This window comes from Tianweitania sp., from assembly GCF_032053605.1.
Taxonomy (GTDB): domain Bacteria; phylum Pseudomonadota; class Alphaproteobacteria; order Rhizobiales; family Rhizobiaceae; genus Tianweitania.
In genome coordinates this window covers 27270-42311 of record NZ_DAMBUH010000016.1, presented here as the reverse complement: position 1 = coordinate 42311, position 15042 = coordinate 27270, and the positions used below count along the sequence as shown (strand labels likewise).

The window sequence follows — 15042 nt, the reverse complement described above, 5'->3', positions numbered from 1 at the left end:
AGGTCAACGGGCCGAACTCCGATAAGGTCGCCGGCCTGCTGCCGGAAAACGAGCGGGACACGCTGATCGAGGAACTGGAACTGGCGCGAGAGGCCTGCCGTCCGTTCGACATGAAGGCGTTCCGCGAAGGCCATCTGACGCCGGTTTATTTCGGCTCGGCGCTGCGCAATTACGGCGTGCGCGATCTGATCGAGGCGCTGGGCGAGTTCGCCCCGCCGCCGCGTGCGCAGGAGGGCGACAGCCGCACCGTGGAAGCCACGGAAGAGAAGATGACGTCCTTCGTCTTCAAGATCCAGGCCAACATGGATCCCAATCACCGCGACCGCATCGCCTTCGTGCGGGTATGCTCGGGCACGCTCCAGCGCGGCATGAAGGCCAAGCTGGTGCGTACCGGCAAGCCGATGTCGCTCACCGCGCCGCAATTCTTCTTCGCCCGCTCACGCATCACCGCTGACGAGGCCTATGCCGGTGATGTCGTGGGTATTCCCAACCACGGCACGTTGCGCATCGGCGACACGCTGACGGAGGGCGAGGAAATCCTGTTCCGCGGCGTGCCGAACTTCGCGCCGGAAATCTTGCGCCGTGTTCGTCTTGGCGACGCGATGAAGGCCAAGAAGCTCAAGGAAGCCCTGCAGCAGATGGCCGAAGAAGGCGTGGTGCAGCTGTTTTCGCCCGAAGACGGCTCGCCGGCCATCGTCGGCGTGGTGGGCGCCTTGCAGCTCGATGTTCTCAAGGAACGGCTTTCGGTGGAATATACGCTGCCGGTCGATTTCGAGATTGCGCGCTTTTCCGTGTGCCGCTGGATCTCAGCCGATAGTCCGGTAGAACTCAACCGGTTCATCGAGGCGCATCGCGGCGATATTGCCAGGGATCTCGACGATGATCCCGTTTTTCTCGCCCAGCACGAATTCGGCCTCAACTACGAGGCGGACCGCTGGAAGGCGATCAAGTTCGACGCCATCAAGGATTACCAGGTGCGCGAAGCGGCTTGAGCGCCGCGGCACCCAAACGAAAGCGACTAACCCATGACTGATTTTCCCGGCGTGCTCGCGCCTCTTGCGCAAGCATTGACCGAGCGCGGCTATTCCGCCCTCACCCCCGTGCAGGATGCCGTGCTGGCCCTCGAACCGGCCGGCGCGGACGCCCTTGTTTCCGCCCAGACCGGCTCCGGCAAGACGGTGGCCTTCGGCTTGGCGCTTGCGCCGACGCTGTTGGAAGATGCGGAACGTTTCGACGAGCCATCCCAGCCGCTGGCACTCGCCATTGCACCCACGCGCGAGCTGGCCTTGCAGGTCAAGCGCGAGCTGGAATGGCTTTACGCCAAGACCGGCGCCGTTGTCGTGTCCTGCGTCGGTGGCATGGATATGCGCTCCGAGCGCCGTGCCCTGGATAGGGGCTGTCACATCGTTGTCGGCACGCCCGGCCGTTTGCGCGACCATATCACCCGCCACGGGCTCGATATGAGCGAACTGCGCGCCGTCGTGCTCGATGAAGCCGACGAGATGCTCGACCTCGGTTTCCGCGAAGATCTCGAATTCATTCTCGGCTCCGCACCCGCCGATCGCCGCACCCTGATGTTCTCGGCAACCGTGTCGCGCCCGATCGCCGAACTCGCCAAGAGCTACCAGCGTGATGCGGTCCGTCTCGCAACGACGTCCGAGCGGACGCAGCATGTCGACATCGAATATCGCGCGTTGACCGTTGCGCAGGCCGATCGCGAAAACGCGATCATCAACGTTCTGCGCTATTACGAAGCGCCGAATGCCCTGGTGTTTTGCTCGACCCGCGCGGCGGTGAACCATCTGACGGCGCGCTTCAACAATCGCGGCTTCTCGGTTGTCGCGATGTCCGGCGAACTCAGCCAGAACGAGCGCACCCATGCGCTGCAAGCGATGCGTGACGGCCGCGCCCGCGTTTGTATCGCGACCGACGTTGCCGCACGCGGCATTGATCTGCCCGGCTTGGAACTCGTGATCCACGCCGACACGCCCACCAACCGCGAAACGCTGCTGCATCGCAGCGGCCGTACGGGTCGTGCCGGCCGCAAGGGCGTGTCGGTGCTGATCGTGCCGCAATCCGGGCGCAAGCGCGTGGAACGCCTGCTGAGCTCGGCCAACGTCCAGGCCAACTGGGCGCGTCCGCCTTCGGCCGACGAGGTTCTGGCGCGTGACAATGAGCGCATCCTGGCCGATCCGGTCTTCACCGAGCCGCTGAGCGAGGATGAAGCGCCCTTCGTCACCGAACTGCTTGCCAAGCATGGCGCCGAGGCGATTGCCGCAGCCTATGTCCGCACCTTCCGCGCCAAGAACTCGGCGCCGGAAGATCTGATGGAAATCGCCGTCACCGGCGCGCCTGTTCCGTCCGAAAAGCGCGTCGAGCGCCGCGACGAGTTCGGGGAAAGCATCTGGATCTCGCTGTCGGTTGGCCGCAAGCAGAATGCCGAACCGCGCTGGCTCATTCCGATGCTGTGCAAGGCCGGCAAACTGTCGAAGAGCGATATCGGCCAGATCAAGCTGCAACAGGACGAGAGCCTGGTTCAGCTGGAAGCCCAGGCCGGCAACCGCTTCCTGCAAGCGTTGGGCAATCGCACGCTGGAACGCGGCATCACCGCTCGCGCCATCGAGGGCACACCGGATTTTGGTGCCCCATCCGGCGGTTACGAGAAGCGCGGACCGAAGAAGCCAGCCCATCGCGGTCAGGGTCCGAAGCCGGAAGGCAATTGGGCGAAGCCGGCGGCTAAAAAGCCTTATGCCAAGAAGGAAGGCGGCTTCGACAAGCCCTGGGCGGACAAGGGTCCGAAGAAGAGCAAGTCCTTCGGTGACAAGCCCCATGCGCCCGGCGGCAAGAAGTCCAAGCGCAAGCCGGACTAAGTTTTACACCTCGATGCCGTCGCCTGCTTCGATCAGCGAATGGAAGGCGATGCCATCGCGGGCCAGGAACTTGGCATAAGTCTGATGCCGCGCCTTAATGAAGAAGTCGCGGCAATAGCCTTCATGCACCCCAAGCACCGCCTTCGGCTTCAGGTCGCGGGCGAACGCATAAGCGCCTGTTTCGGTCAAAAAAGGCGCGGTGACCGGCAGGATCAGCAGGTCCATGCCCTTGTGATCGGCCAGCCGCGGATCGAAGGAATCGACGACATGCAGGATGCGGTCGTCAATTACGAAGGCCGTCACCTCCGGCAGGCTATCGTCGAGAATATCCTCGTGCTTGACGGTGATCGCCTCGAAGCCGATCGCGCCAAGTGAGAACCGGTCACCGTCGCCGATCACCCGCGCTACCACCATCCCTTCTTCCGCAAGCTTCGCCGCGACCTCGGCATTACCGGTGACCTCCGCCCCACTCAGCCGCACGATCGCCTTCAAGGCGGCGATATCCAGATGATCGGGATGGGTGTGGGTGATCAGGATCTGCCTGATATCCTCGAAGTCGGCGACATTCACGCGGTCTTCGATAAAGGACAGGAAGCCCGGATCGATCAGGACCTTCGTGCCGTCCTTTTCCAGAACCAGGCAGGAATGAATGAATTTGCGGATCAACATGCGGCCTCCGGGGGTTAGGACCAGAGCGCTCTCACGAAGCAGCGCGCCCATACCTATCTAAGGTGACACCTAGCGCGGAACCGGGAAGCGACGATGACCCTGCCCTTCGACAATTCTTATGCCCGTTTGCCCGAGCGCTTTTTCGCGCCGTTTCAGCCAAGTACAGTGTCGGCGCCGCTTCTGATCCAGCTCAACGAGCCGCTGGCGGAAGAGCTTGGCCTTGATGCCGAATGGCTGAAAAGCCCGGAGGGCCTGCAGATGCTGGCCGGCAACAGCTTTCCGGAAGGCGCGCAGCCCATTGCCATGGCTTACGCCGGCCACCAGTTCGGGCAGTTCTCACCGCAGCTGGGCGATGGTCGCGCAACCTTGCTGGGCGAAGTGGTCGATATCAAAGGCCGTCGCCGCGACATCCAGCTGAAGGGGTCTGGCCCTACGCCATTCTCGCGGCGCGGTGATGGTCGTGCGGCGATCGGGCCGGTGCTGCGCGAATATATCGTCAGCGAAGCCATGTCCGCGATGGGCATTCCCACGACACGTGCGCTGGCAGCTGTCTCCACCGGCGATCCGGTTTATCGCGAAACCGTGCTGCCGGGTGCTGTTCTGACACGCGTCGGGGCCAGCCATATCCGAGTCGGCACGTTCCAGTTCTTTGCCGCGCGCAGCGACGAGGAAGCCGTGAAGCTGCTCGCCGACCATGCCATCGCCCGGCATTACCCGAATGCGGCGAAGGCCGAAATTCCCTATCGTGCACTGCTGGAAGCCGTGATCGCGGCGCAGGCCTCATTAGTTGCGCGCTGGATGGGCGTTGGCTTCATCCATGGCGTGATGAACACCGACAATATGGCCGTGTCGGGCGAGACGATCGATTACGGTCCCTGCGCTTTCCTCGATACCTACGATCCCGCCAAAGTGTTTTCCTCGATCGACCAAGGCGGCCGCTACGCTTATGCCAACCAGCCGGGCATTGCGCAGTGGAACCTGGCGCGTCTTGCCGAAGCGCTCTTGCCGCTGCTGCATGAGGACCGCGACGAAGGCGTAAAGATCGCGCAGGCGCTGATTGCCGGTTTCCGCGCTCCTTTCGAGCAGGCTTACATGGCCGTGCTGCGCGCAAAGTTCGGGCTGCTGACGGAGGAAGAGGCGGATGGCGACCTCATGCAGGGCTTCCTCGACCGGATGGCGGAAGGCGGCGCGGATTTCACCCGCACCTTCCGTGCCCTGAATGCTGCGGCGGGGGACCCGGAACGGGACCGCGATGTCCGCGCCGAGTTCATCGACCCGATGCTGTACGAAACCTGGGCACCGGACTGGCGCGCGCGGCTTGCTTGCGAGCCGGGACAGGACGACGCCCGTTCTGAGGTGATGCGGCTGGCCAATCCCGCCTTCATCCCGCGCAACCACCGCATCGAGGAAGCGATCAAGGCGGCGGTCGAGAACGCCGACTTCACGCTGTTCCACCGCCTCAACACCGTCTTGGCGCGACCCTTCGACGATCAGCCCGAACAGGCCGATCTTGCGGTTGCGCCGGAGCCGGATCAGCGGGTCATGCGCACCTTCTGCGGTACGTGATCAGCCGAGCGCCCGGCGGGTAAGATCGATCAACAAGCGCGGCAGGATGTCGAAGCCATAGGGCACATGGATGCGCTCAAGCGGGGTATGATAATCGCGGCCCCATGGTCCGAGATTGATCGTCGGAACGCCTGCAACGCCGCCTTGTGCCGGCCAACGAATGCCGGCGGTCCACATCGGGGTGTTGGCGGCAACGACAGCCAGATCCGCCTCGTCGGCTTCGCCAAAGAAGCTCATATCGGAAATGCCGGCGAAATGGCCGGTGGTTTTCAGCGATACGCCGTATTGGCTTTGTGCCGAATTAGCGAGCGCTTCCGCTGCCTGATGCAGCTTGCGTGCGGCCGGCGCCTCAGACAGGTTGGTGGGAAGATAGGGGATCGAGCCGAAGCCCAGCACGATCGCCGGGCCTGAAAACCCGCTCAGCATCCAGGTGCGTTCCGTCAAGCGGCGGCATTGTTCGGGCAAAGACAGGCTGCTTGCCGCCAACTCACCAGCGAACTGTTCGATCAGGGAGGCGTGGTTGGCGTCAACCGCGACCGCCTTTTCCAGCAGCGCTTCATAGCGGTAAAGCGTGATCGGCCGATCGAGAACGGTTTCTCGACCCAGGCTTCGGGTTCCGGCCAGCCGCTTCTTCAGACCTTCGAGAAACGTATCTGCGGCTTCGCGGCACAGCGCCTCGAAGCTGTTCATCACCGTTTCGGGAGAGCGGCGATAGCTCAGCACGTTGAACGTCGCGAAGGCTGTGCCCGGCGTCGTCACATCATAGCCCGGCTTGCCGTCGCTGAGGCTGAGCAGGCTCGGCAAGGTTCCCGGCGTTTCGCCCGCGCTGTCATCAGTGAGTTCCGGCGCCCATTCCACCCGCGCCGCGATCGCACCTGCTAGAGCGCCGGCATTGATGCCAGCCAGTGGGAAGCCGCTATGAGCGGGAACACCCACGACATAAGCGGTCGGCAGCACCTTGCCGATCGTACCCAGCGCGATCACGCGCCCGCGGTGACCGTCTTCGCTATCGTCCGAAATCGCATCGAGATTGACCGCGCCGACGAGATCCAGCTCCTTGTTTCGCGCGATCTGCGGCAGCATCGCAGCGGCAGCGCGCGCGCCGACGGAATTCACCTCTTCATCGGGAACGGCCAGGAACAGAAGATTGCCGCTGCGGCTTTGGTCTGCAACGAAATCGGCACAGACGGCGAGGCCTGCCGCAAGACCCGCCTTCATGTCGAGAAGACCGCGGCCAGGCATGAAGTCGCCGCTTGTAAGATCTGCCTTTGCGCGCTGCTCGGCTGCGGTGTGGGCGGCGGTTTCCAGCCGCAATTTCAGTCGCTCGGCAAGCGCATCAGGTTGGGTGGCAAAAGCGCGTAGGTCGCCGTAATCGTCGATGCTGACTGTATCGAAATGGCCGGTCAGGATCAGCGTTTCGCGCCCGCTGCCGCGCAGCAGCATGGCGACGCAATGCCGACTATCCCCTTCTCGAACCGGGAAGCTCCAGCATTCGGCACCGGCAAAGATCGGATCGGCGGCCAGCGCATCGCGCAGCCACGGTCCGAGTGCCGCTTCGCCGGCACCGCCGCTGACACTCTCAATTTCCGTCAGCGCCAGCGCCCACCGGCGCGTGATCGCGGCTGTTTGTTCCTGTCCAAGCACCATGTCGTCCCTCCGTTCAGCCAGCTTGGAAGGCGCGGTGATCCAAGGCAAGCGGCTTTTGTAGAGACATCAAGAATGCGGGTACGCTATCTACAAACAGATGTTGACGTGATAGTCATGTGTTGTAAATGGCTTAAGGGAACGCGACTGACCCTACCTTGCTGAAAGATATAAGTGGATCGATGGACGACCTTGGCACGCAGGAACAAGCCGTCCTCCAGCTGATCACGGCGAACCCCTTCCTTGGTCAGCAGGAAATCGCCACCTCGCTCGGTCTGGCCCGCTCCACCGTCGCCGCGCATATCGTTGCGCTGGTGAACAAGGGCTATGTTCTCGGTCGCGGTTATGTTCTGCCGGCCTCGCAGCGCATGGTCTGCCTGGGCGGCGCTGTGTTCGACCGCAAATATCACGCCAAGCGCCCGCTGATCTTCGAGACCTCCAATCCCGTCAACAGCCACCGTTCCTTCGGTGGCGTTGCGCGCAACGTTGCGGAAAATCTTGCGCGGCTCGGCGTCGATCTCGGCTTCGTGTCGATCGTTGGCGATGACGAGACCGGCCGCGCATTGACGCGCCACCTCGCCGATCTCGGCGCCGATGTCAGCCAGGTCATCACGACATCCGAACGTCCCACCGCCGAATATGCCGCCATCCTTGGCGTCGAGAACGAGCTGGTGCTCGGCATCGCGGATATGGACGTGTTCGACCTGTTCTCACCCGCGCATCTCGACCGTATCTGGCCGCATCTGGCTTCAGCGGCCTGGGTCTTCATGGACTGCAACATGCCGGCCGCAACGATTGAGGCGCTGCTTCAACGCAAGGCTGGCGCGCGCTTCAAGCTGGCGGTGGATACGGTGTCGACGCCGAAGGCAGCACGACTGCCGAAGGATCTGTCCGGCATCGACCTGCTGTTCACCAACTTTGACGAGGCGAACACGCTGTTGGGTCTCACAGACGACGCACGGTTGCAGCCACGCGACGCCGCAGAAGCGTTGCGCGCTGCGGGTGTCGGCGAGGTGATCGTAACCATGGGGGCACAGGGTTATGCCGTGGCGACAAGCGCCGGCGTCGAGGTGATGCAGCCTGTGCCCGCCCAGCCCGTTGATGTCACCGGAGCGGGCGACGCCATGATCGCCGGTACGCTTTATCGCGTTCTTGCCGGCGATCCTCTCCCGCTTGCTGCTCGAACCGGCGCCCTGCTCGCGAGCCTCACCACCGAGAGCGAAGCCAGTGTTCGCCCCGACCTTTCCGCCCGCTTCCTCGAAGCCGGCATGCATCGCGTTTCCGCCCAGGGTGAATAAACCAGCGGGACCAACAAAGAAGGCAGATCTCATGAAAGACCTCATCAAGCTCAGCGCGGAAGTGGCCGACGCCCTCAAAGCCGGCGCACCGATCGTGGCGCTGGAATCCACCATCATCACCCACGGCATGCCTTATCCTGCCAATCTGGAAATGGCGCGCGGCGTGGAAGCGCTGATCCGTGCTGAGGGCGCAATTCCCGCCACCATCGCCGTGATCGACGGCGAGTTGCGCGTCGGGTTGGACGATGCCGATTTGGAAGCACTTGCGCAGGCGAAGACCGTCGTGAAAGCCTCCGGCCGTGATCTCGCCGCCGTGATGGTGCGCAAGCAGACGGCGGGCACCACCGTTTCGGCCACGATGCGGCTTGCCGAACTCGCCGGCATCGAAATCTTTGCGACCGGCGGTGTCGGCGGCGTGCATCGCGGCGCCGAGCAGAGTTTTGATATTTCCGCCGACCTCACCGAACTCGGCCAGACCGGCACGACCGTGATCTGCGCCGGCGTCAAGTCGATCCTGGATATCGCGAAGACGCTGGAAGTGCTGGAAACCCAGCGTGTGCCAGTCATCGCCTACGGCTCCGACGACTTCCCCGCCTTCTTCACCCGCTCCAGCGGCTTGAAGGCCGATCACCGCCTCGACTCCGTGGAGGAGATCGCTCAGGCCATGATCCTGCACCGCGCCATAGGCTCGCAGACCGGCATCCTGATCGCCAATCCGATCCCGGAGGCTGACGCGCTCGATCCATCCTTCATCGACGGCACGATCGATGATGCGGTTGCGGAAGCCGATGCCAACGGTGTGACCCGCAAGGAGCTGACACCGTTCCTGCTCGCCAAGATCAATGAGCTCTCGGAAGGCCGCAGTTTGAAGGCCAATATCGCGCTCGTGCGGAACAATGCGGCAATTGCGGCGAGAATTGCGGTTGCTCATGCCCGTTTTCGGTCTGAAAAGGCCTGATCGAGCTGGTATTTCCGGCCGGAATGACCGGAAAAATCCGAGAAATTTCGGTTACTCACAATTAACAATTGCGGCGGACCGCCGCCGCAATCCCGCTAGAGGTGCCACCCGCACAGCTAGCCATCTAAGCCGCTCAGGGTGCAAACCTCGCATTTTCATCACGCCGGTCGCCTCGACTTCCAGCCTAAGAAATCGAGACGACAACAACTTGTCGCTCAAGTCGAGATAGCGCAAGGCAGAATAAAGATCACTCGGTATATACTTTTACAAACCAGCAGCTACGTTGATGATCAACGCACTCTATACTGCAAGCAAGGCCATCCTCATCATCATGGTGGCTGGCTTGAAATTTGTTCACGGACGATGAGTCAACCCGTTCAAGCTTTACCTTTATAACAAATTCACACGCATTGATTCAAAGTGTGACGGCGCGTGATCGGAACCGAACGCGCCGCCGCCACTTTTGACCGGCAATTCACCTCCCGTCCGACTAACGGGAATTCCCCAAACGATGAAGAAGACCGTCCTTGCCAGCATGATGCTGGTTACCGGCCTTTGCCTGCCCACGATCGCCAATGCCCAATGTGGTGGCGCCTCGTGGTATGCTCTGACATCCAAGACCGCTTCCGGCGAGCGCATGAATGCCGCGGCCATGACAGCCGCCCATCGCAGCCTGCCTTTCGGCACCAAGATCAAGGTCACCAACAGCTCAAACGGCAAGGCCGTGGTTGTCCGGATCAATGATCGCGGTCCCTTCATCAAGGGTCGCATGCTTGACCTCTCCAAGGCCGCAGCCGGCAAACTCGGCTTCATAGGCAAGGGACACACCAAAATCTGCATCGAAAAGGCTTGAGACGTCCCAGCGAAGCTGCGGATAGTCGAGCTATCTTGTCGCCTGTCTTTTATCCTCGCTTGACCATGCAACGGCTGTGAACCTCAGGGTATCACCCTGTAGATATCAAGCTTGCCGTTGGCCGCCTTTGTTGGCTGCAGCCAAGCTGGCGCCGCTTTGCGGGCCAGCTCGGCCGCCAGGCTTTCCGGCGCCCTGACGACCAGCGATGCGGACTCCGGATTTCCGGGACACCACACGACGAGCGTGACACCCGAGCCCTGCAACAGGGAGCGTGCCGCTTCCGGCTCGGCCATCAAGGCTTGCAGCGCCAGGCGATTGCCGTCGTGGTTGCGATGATACGGCCCCGCAAACGCGCTGTGGCTGGTGTAGAGGAGAATGGCGGAACCGAGGTTGGTGGGCGCAAGCACCCTGCCCGTCGGCTCCTGCGCCAGTCCGGCATAATCGCGCTTGTCGTAACAGGACGTCGTGTTGTCCGGCATCATCGCTGAGGCCGTCTCGCCTTTTATAGCCGCAAGACCGGCATTGATGCCGACGCTAAGCGCAATCCAGCTGACGATGAACGACCCGATCCAGCTTCCGGCCATGACAAGCATATGCTTCGTCGTCGGCATCGCGCTTGCTTTACGCCGCGCATCGGCAATCCAGGATGCCAGCGCGATGGCGGTCAAGGGAAACAGGAACAGCGAGCCCCGGACCTGCCAGAGCGTCACGACATACGCCGCGAGCAGCATGGCCAGCACGAACAGGTCCGTCCTGCGCGGTTGGCGCCAGAGCCGAGCAAGCAGCACGGCGACCCCGAGCAGGGGATAAGCGTAATAGGTCACCAGTTCCGCCGGCTTGTTCTGCGAGAGATCCCAAGCCGACTGCGCCTCGGACACGCCTGCCAACCAATTCGCCTTCAGCCACGGATCGACCATGGCGTAGGGATCGGCGTGGCATTGTGGAAAGGCAAACACCAGCAAGCTAGCAGCCGCAGCGCCAAGGAGCGCCAAAGCAACAGCACGCCTCATTATGGAGCGTGACAAGGGCTTGATCGCAGTGATCGCGGCGAGACCGAAACCGGCAAGTGTAGCGATTGCCCATTGCACGACGGAAAAGGCGTCGCAGGCCGGCTGCATCCAACTGGAAGCGGGTATCGTGGCCACGAAAACGACACCTACGGTTATGGCAAAGCCCAGCCCGAAACCCACTGCCGTCGGGACTTCTTCTTCTCCTCGCCACAGAAAAGCCAAGGCAGCGCACAGTCCACCAACCGCCACATAGGGCGCGGTTTCCATACCAATGGCCAGCATCAGCGCAGCGGTCGCGCCGGCACCGGCCGCCGGCCACAAACTTCGCTGGCTTCCGACAAGTCCAGCCAGCATCGCCAGCGTCAGGGTCAGTTGGGCATTGTGATGATCCAGCGCGCTGGGCGCGAAGATGCCGACATAATACAGGCTGGTCGTGGCGATCACCGCAGCCGGCAACAAAGCGGCATCCCCCGCAAGGCGTCTGGCAACAAACAGGATTGAACTCAGCGCCCCAAAAAACAGCAGCAAAGGCCAGACCGTGGCCGCAATGTGCTCGGCGCGCTCGGGCCCGGCACCCAACGCCTTGCTAAGCCAAATCAGGCCCGCAATCGGCGCATCGATCAGCCGCGACCAGTGCATCACAAAACCGCCGGTCAAGCCCATGCGAACCTGATGCAGGTCGAACCAGCCTTGCCCGCCAAGCAGGTCGCGCACCTCAACGAGGCGCAACATGCTGTCATTGTCGCCGCGCCCTTCATGCAGCGCGGAAAAGCCGGAGCTGGCGTAAAGGAGAAGAAGAACAAACGTGGCGAGTGCCGCGGCGGCGAAAATGCGTTTCGGCCCCGCCGTGGTCGATGCCGGGGATGGTCGAGCGACCGAAGACGTGATGGTCATGCGAAAGCGCTTACTCTCACCGGCATAGGCCCTAGACGTTCTGTTCGTTGCCCGGTGGCTTCGCGCGCAAGGCGGGAATTTCCAGTACGCCGAGTAGAAAGGCGGAGAAGAAGACCTGGAAGGCAATGGCGATCAGCATCAATCCAAGCAGCACGACGCGCGGGATACTGGGATCGTTGAGCGGTCCAAAACTCATCGCCGCCCATGATCCAAATGCCGAACCAAACAAGATAAGCCCTACAAGAAGACATGCCCCGGCCCCTAGAGCCAAACGATCGGTGCTTATATGAGCCTTCAACCAGCGCGACGCCGCGTTCGGCGGGAGCAGGCCGGTGCGGTCGGCATAAAGGCGTGACAGCATTCCAAAGGTAACAAGTTGCACGCCGGTGACGACCATGAAGCACGCGGCCATGAACGTGTTCAGATCAAGCGTCAGGCTGTTGCTGAGCTGAACCGGACCTGCCGACAGCACAGCCGTCAGCGTCAGACCCACAGCACAAAGAAGCAAGCCCGGTATTACGAACAACCAGCGCGGGTTGTACATCAGCAGGAATTTTAGGTGGCGCCAGCCGTCGCGCCAGGTTTTCAGATGCGGCGCACGGCTGCGGCCATCCGGCTTCAGAGTCGTCGGCACTTCGGCAATCGTCAGACCAGCCAAGGCGCTGCGCACCACCATTTCGCTGGCAAATTCCATACCGGTCGTACGCAAGTCCAGCTTGCGGATACTATCCGCTCTGAAACCGCGCAGCCCGCAATGGAAGTCCCGTGCTTTCACATGGAAGAAGACCCGGCCGAGAAGGCTGAGAACAGGATTGCCGAGGTAGCGATGCAGGATCGGCATGGCACCCGGTTCGATCCCCCCTTTGAAGCGGTTACCCATGACCAAGTCTGCCCCGCTGCGTAGCGCCTCGACAAAAGGATCAAGCGCGCTGAAATCGTAGCTGTCATCGGCATCGCCCATGATGATGAAACGGCCGTGCGCTGCGGCAATGCCGCCGAGAAGTGCTGCGCCATAGCCCTTCTGCGACACAGGAACGACGCGCGCGCCCAATCCTGATGCGAGGTCCTGCGATCCATCCGTACTGCCATTATCGGCGATCACGATCTCGCCGACCACACCGCTGCGATCGAGGTAGGCTTTTGCCTTGTTGATGCAGGCAGCCAGTGTTTCCGCCTCGTTAAGGCAGGGCATCAGAACCGTCAGTTCGATGGCGACTCCCTGGAGGCGACCGGCTGGCGTGACTGCATTCATCTGGCCACTCCGAGTTGTACTGAGACAACGCAAGCAAACACAACACTGCGCCGATCGGTCGCGTTGGGGTTCTAGCGCAGCAAAGCTTCGAGCGCGTTAACGCCTCGGGCTGTTCTGTGGCAGCTGCACTTGTGCTGGATTGGCAGGCCGGGTGGAAAGGTCTAGAGCTTGCCCCACCTTCCCGCCCTGCCTCCCGGAGTTCGAACCGATGTCCCTGAAGATCGCCGTCCAGATGGATCACGTGTCCACCGTGCAGATCGCCGGTGACACGAGCTTCGCGCTTTCGCTGGAAGCGCAGCAGCGGGGGCATCAGTTGTTCCATTACACGCCTGACCGGCTTTCGCTCAGCGACGGCAAGGTTGTGGCGCGGGTGGAGGCGATGAAGCTTGCGGATCAGAAGGCCCGGCATTTCGAGCTCGGCGAGCCGGTTCGCACCGATTTGTCGGAAATGGACGTGATCCTGCTGCGCAAGGATCCGCCTTTCGACATGAACTACATCACGACGACCCACATCCTCGAGCGCATTCATCCCAAGACCCTTGTGGTCAACGATCCGGCCTGGGTGCGCAACAGCCCGGAAAAGATCTTCGTGACGGAGTTCGCGGAGCTCATGCCGGAAACGCTGATCACCAAGGATCCCCTGGAGGTCGCCGATTTCCGCCGAAAGCATGGCGACATCATCGTGAAACCGCTTTACGGCAATGGCGGCGCCGGCATCTTCCATCTCTTAGAGGCCGACCGCAACCTGGCTTCCTTGCTGGAAATGTTCGGGCAAATGTTCCGCGAGCCTTATATCGTGCAGCGCTACCTCAAGGATGTACGCAAGGGCGACAAGCGCATCATCCTGATCGACGGCGAGCCGGTCGGTGCCATCAACCGCGTTCCATCGGATACGGATTCGCGCTCCAACATGCATGTCGGCGGACGCGCTGAAAAAACCGAGCTGACCGACCGCGAGCGCGAAATCTGTAAGCGGATCGGCCCGTCCTTGCGCGAGCGCGGTTTTATCCTGGTCGGCATCGATGTCATTGGTGACTACATGACGGAGATCAACGTGACATCGCCGACTGGCATCCGTGAAGTCAAACGCTTTGGCGGCCAAGACATCGCGGGCTTGTTCTGGGACGTGGTGGAAGCCAAACGCCGCTGAGCCACACCGGCGACACGCTTTGTTCTGGCCACACAACCTCCTGCAACCAAAATACATCTTATTGGCTTGATTGTTCCCTTCTTGTTCTTGATTTGAGCTTGTTCTTGTGCTTTCCTTGACTTAAGGGAAGCACATTGAAGCAGGGGCATGCGGCGCCTCTGGGGAAGCAGGGGCACATGGTTTCGCGTGTAAGGACTGTCGCCTTCCAGGGCGTGGAAGCTGTGCCCGTGGATGTTCAGGTGATGATCGCGCCCGGCAAGATGGGCATGCAGATTGTCGGTCTGCCGGACAAGGCGGTGGCGGAAAGCCGTGAGCGGGTGCAGGCCGCCCTCCACGCATCCGGCCTGTCGATGCCCCCGAAGAAGGTCACGATCAATCTGGCGCCGGCCGACTTGCCCAAGGAGGGCAGCCACTACGATCTGCCGATCGCGCTCGGGCTGATGGCCGCGCTTGGCGCCATTCCTGCCGAAGCGCTAGGCGCATTTGTTGTTCTCGGTGAACTCTCGCTGGATGGCACGATCACACCCGTTGCCGGAGCATTGCCGGCTGCAATCGGCGCCCACGCCGACAACAAGGGGCTGATTTGCCCGCATGGCTGCGGCCCGGAAGCGGCCTGGGCGGGATCGGACATCGAGATCCTGGCACCGCGCAGTCTGATCGCACTGGCCAATCACTTCCGGGGAACGCAGATCCTGTCGCGACCGGAAGCGCGCATCCGCCCGCCCGCTTTGTCCACGCTTGATCTGGCTGACATCAAGGGTCAGGAAACCGCCAAGCGCGCGCTGGAAGTTGCCGCAGCCGGCGGGCACAACCTCTTAATGGTCGGGCCGCCAGGATCGGGCAAATCGATGCTTGCCCAGCGCATTCCCTCGATCCTG

Annotated in this window: 12 protein-coding genes; 8 read left to right on the top strand and 4 right to left on the bottom strand. The window is 62.0% G+C overall.

The window, feature by feature from the left end; translation table 11 throughout:
* The coding region (locus RTX98_RS06125; RefSeq protein ID WP_312795313.1) for an EF-Tu/IF-2/RF-3 family GTPase at nt 1-992 on the top strand (992 nt) is incomplete at its 5' end.
* 33 nt (nt 993-1025) lie between these two features.
* Nucleotides 1026-2870, top strand: coding sequence for a DEAD/DEAH box helicase (locus RTX98_RS06120; RefSeq protein WP_312795312.1), 1845 nt, complete (start codon nt 1026-1028; stop codon nt 2868-2870).
* 3 nt (nt 2871-2873) lie between these two features.
* On the opposite strand, the gene RTX98_RS06115 is transcribed toward RTX98_RS06120, so the two are convergent.
* On the bottom strand, nt 2874-3539 hold the full coding sequence (locus RTX98_RS06115) for an MBL fold metallo-hydrolase (protein ID WP_312795311.1): 666 nt from the start codon (nt 3537-3539) through the stop codon (nt 2874-2876).
* A 93-nt stretch (nt 3540-3632) separates the two neighbouring features.
* On the opposite strand from RTX98_RS06115, the gene RTX98_RS06110 reads away from it, so the two are divergent.
* The gene (locus RTX98_RS06110) at nt 3633-5105 is read left to right on the top strand and encodes a protein adenylyltransferase SelO (RefSeq protein ID WP_312795309.1); all 1473 of its coding nucleotides are present in this window, start codon (nt 3633-3635) and stop codon (nt 5103-5105) included.
* Here RTX98_RS06110 and RTX98_RS06105 read toward each other — a convergent pair whose 3' ends face one another.
* Nucleotides 5106-6752: a M20/M25/M40 family metallo-hydrolase gene (locus tag RTX98_RS06105; RefSeq protein WP_312795307.1), complete on the bottom strand. Its 1647-nt coding sequence runs from the start codon at nt 6750-6752 to the stop codon at nt 5106-5108. It lies immediately after the preceding gene.
* A 179-nt stretch (nt 6753-6931) separates the two neighbouring features.
* Between RTX98_RS06105 and RTX98_RS06100 the strand changes: the two genes are divergently transcribed.
* The 3 genes from RTX98_RS06100 (at nt 6932) to RTX98_RS06090 (ending at nt 9858) form a co-directional block, all read left to right on the top strand.
* Nucleotides 6932-8047 (top strand): carbohydrate kinase, encoded by a 1116-nt coding sequence (locus RTX98_RS06100; RefSeq protein WP_312795305.1) that lies wholly within the window; start codon nt 6932-6934, stop codon nt 8045-8047.
* A 31-nt stretch (nt 8048-8078) separates the two neighbouring features.
* Nucleotides 8079-9005 carry a pseudouridine-5'-phosphate glycosidase gene (locus RTX98_RS06095; RefSeq protein ID WP_312795303.1) on the top strand — a complete coding sequence of 309 codons (927 nt, stop codon included), beginning with the start codon at nt 8079-8081 and terminating at the stop codon, nt 9003-9005.
* 511 nt (nt 9006-9516) lie between these two features.
* A complete protein-coding gene (locus RTX98_RS06090; RefSeq protein WP_189504432.1) occupies nt 9517-9858 on the top strand; it encodes a septal ring lytic transglycosylase RlpA family protein in 342 nt (113 codons plus the stop codon).
* Between the two features lie 83 nt (nt 9859-9941).
* Here the strand turns inward: RTX98_RS06090 and RTX98_RS06085 are convergent, their stop codons facing one another.
* The gene (locus RTX98_RS06085; protein WP_312795301.1) at nt 9942-11762 is read right to left on the bottom strand and encodes a GtrA family protein; all 1821 of its coding nucleotides are present in this window, start codon (nt 11760-11762) and stop codon (nt 9942-9944) included.
* Nucleotides 11763-11793: 31 nt separating this feature from the next.
* Complete coding sequence (locus tag RTX98_RS06080; protein WP_312795299.1) at nt 11794-13014, bottom strand: glycosyltransferase family 2 protein; 1221 nt, start codon at nt 13012-13014, stop codon at nt 11794-11796.
* A 208-nt stretch (nt 13015-13222) separates the two neighbouring features.
* On the opposite strand from RTX98_RS06080, the gene gshB reads away from it, so the two are divergent.
* The gene (gene gshB / locus RTX98_RS06075; protein WP_312795298.1) at nt 13223-14164 is read left to right on the top strand and encodes a glutathione synthase; all 942 of its coding nucleotides are present in this window, start codon (nt 13223-13225) and stop codon (nt 14162-14164) included.
* 176 nt (nt 14165-14340) lie between these two features.
* Nucleotides 14341-15042, top strand: a 702-nt coding sequence (locus RTX98_RS06070) for a magnesium chelatase domain-containing protein (protein WP_312795297.1), incomplete at its 3' end; no start/stop codon positions are given.

Excerpts from the sequence above, each read along its gene's own strand:
- RTX98_RS06120 (WP_312795312.1), top strand. The coding sequence starts at position 1,026 with ATGACTGATTTTCCCGGCGTGCTCGCGCCTCTTGCGCAAGCATTGACC.
- RTX98_RS06115 (WP_312795311.1), bottom strand. The coding sequence starts at position 3,539 with ATGTTGATCCGCAAATTCATTCATTCCTGCCTGGTTCTGGAAAAGGAC.
- RTX98_RS06110 (WP_312795309.1), top strand. The coding sequence starts at position 3,633 with ATGACCCTGCCCTTCGACAATTCTTATGCCCGTTTGCCCGAGCGCTTT.
- RTX98_RS06105 (WP_312795307.1), bottom strand. The coding sequence starts at position 6,752 with ATGGTGCTTGGACAGGAACAAACAGCCGCGATCACGCGCCGGTGGGCG.
- RTX98_RS06100 (WP_312795305.1), top strand. The coding sequence starts at position 6,932 with ATGGACGACCTTGGCACGCAGGAACAAGCCGTCCTCCAGCTGATCACG.
- RTX98_RS06095 (WP_312795303.1), top strand. The coding sequence starts at position 8,079 with ATGAAAGACCTCATCAAGCTCAGCGCGGAAGTGGCCGACGCCCTCAAA.
- RTX98_RS06090 (WP_189504432.1), top strand. The coding sequence starts at position 9,517 with ATGAAGAAGACCGTCCTTGCCAGCATGATGCTGGTTACCGGCCTTTGC.
- RTX98_RS06085 (WP_312795301.1), bottom strand. The coding sequence starts at position 11,762 with ATGACCATCACGTCTTCGGTCGCTCGACCATCCCCGGCATCGACCACG.
- RTX98_RS06080 (WP_312795299.1), bottom strand. The coding sequence starts at position 13,014 with ATGAATGCAGTCACGCCAGCCGGTCGCCTCCAGGGAGTCGCCATCGAA.
- gshB (WP_312795298.1), top strand. The coding sequence starts at position 13,223 with ATGTCCCTGAAGATCGCCGTCCAGATGGATCACGTGTCCACCGTGCAG.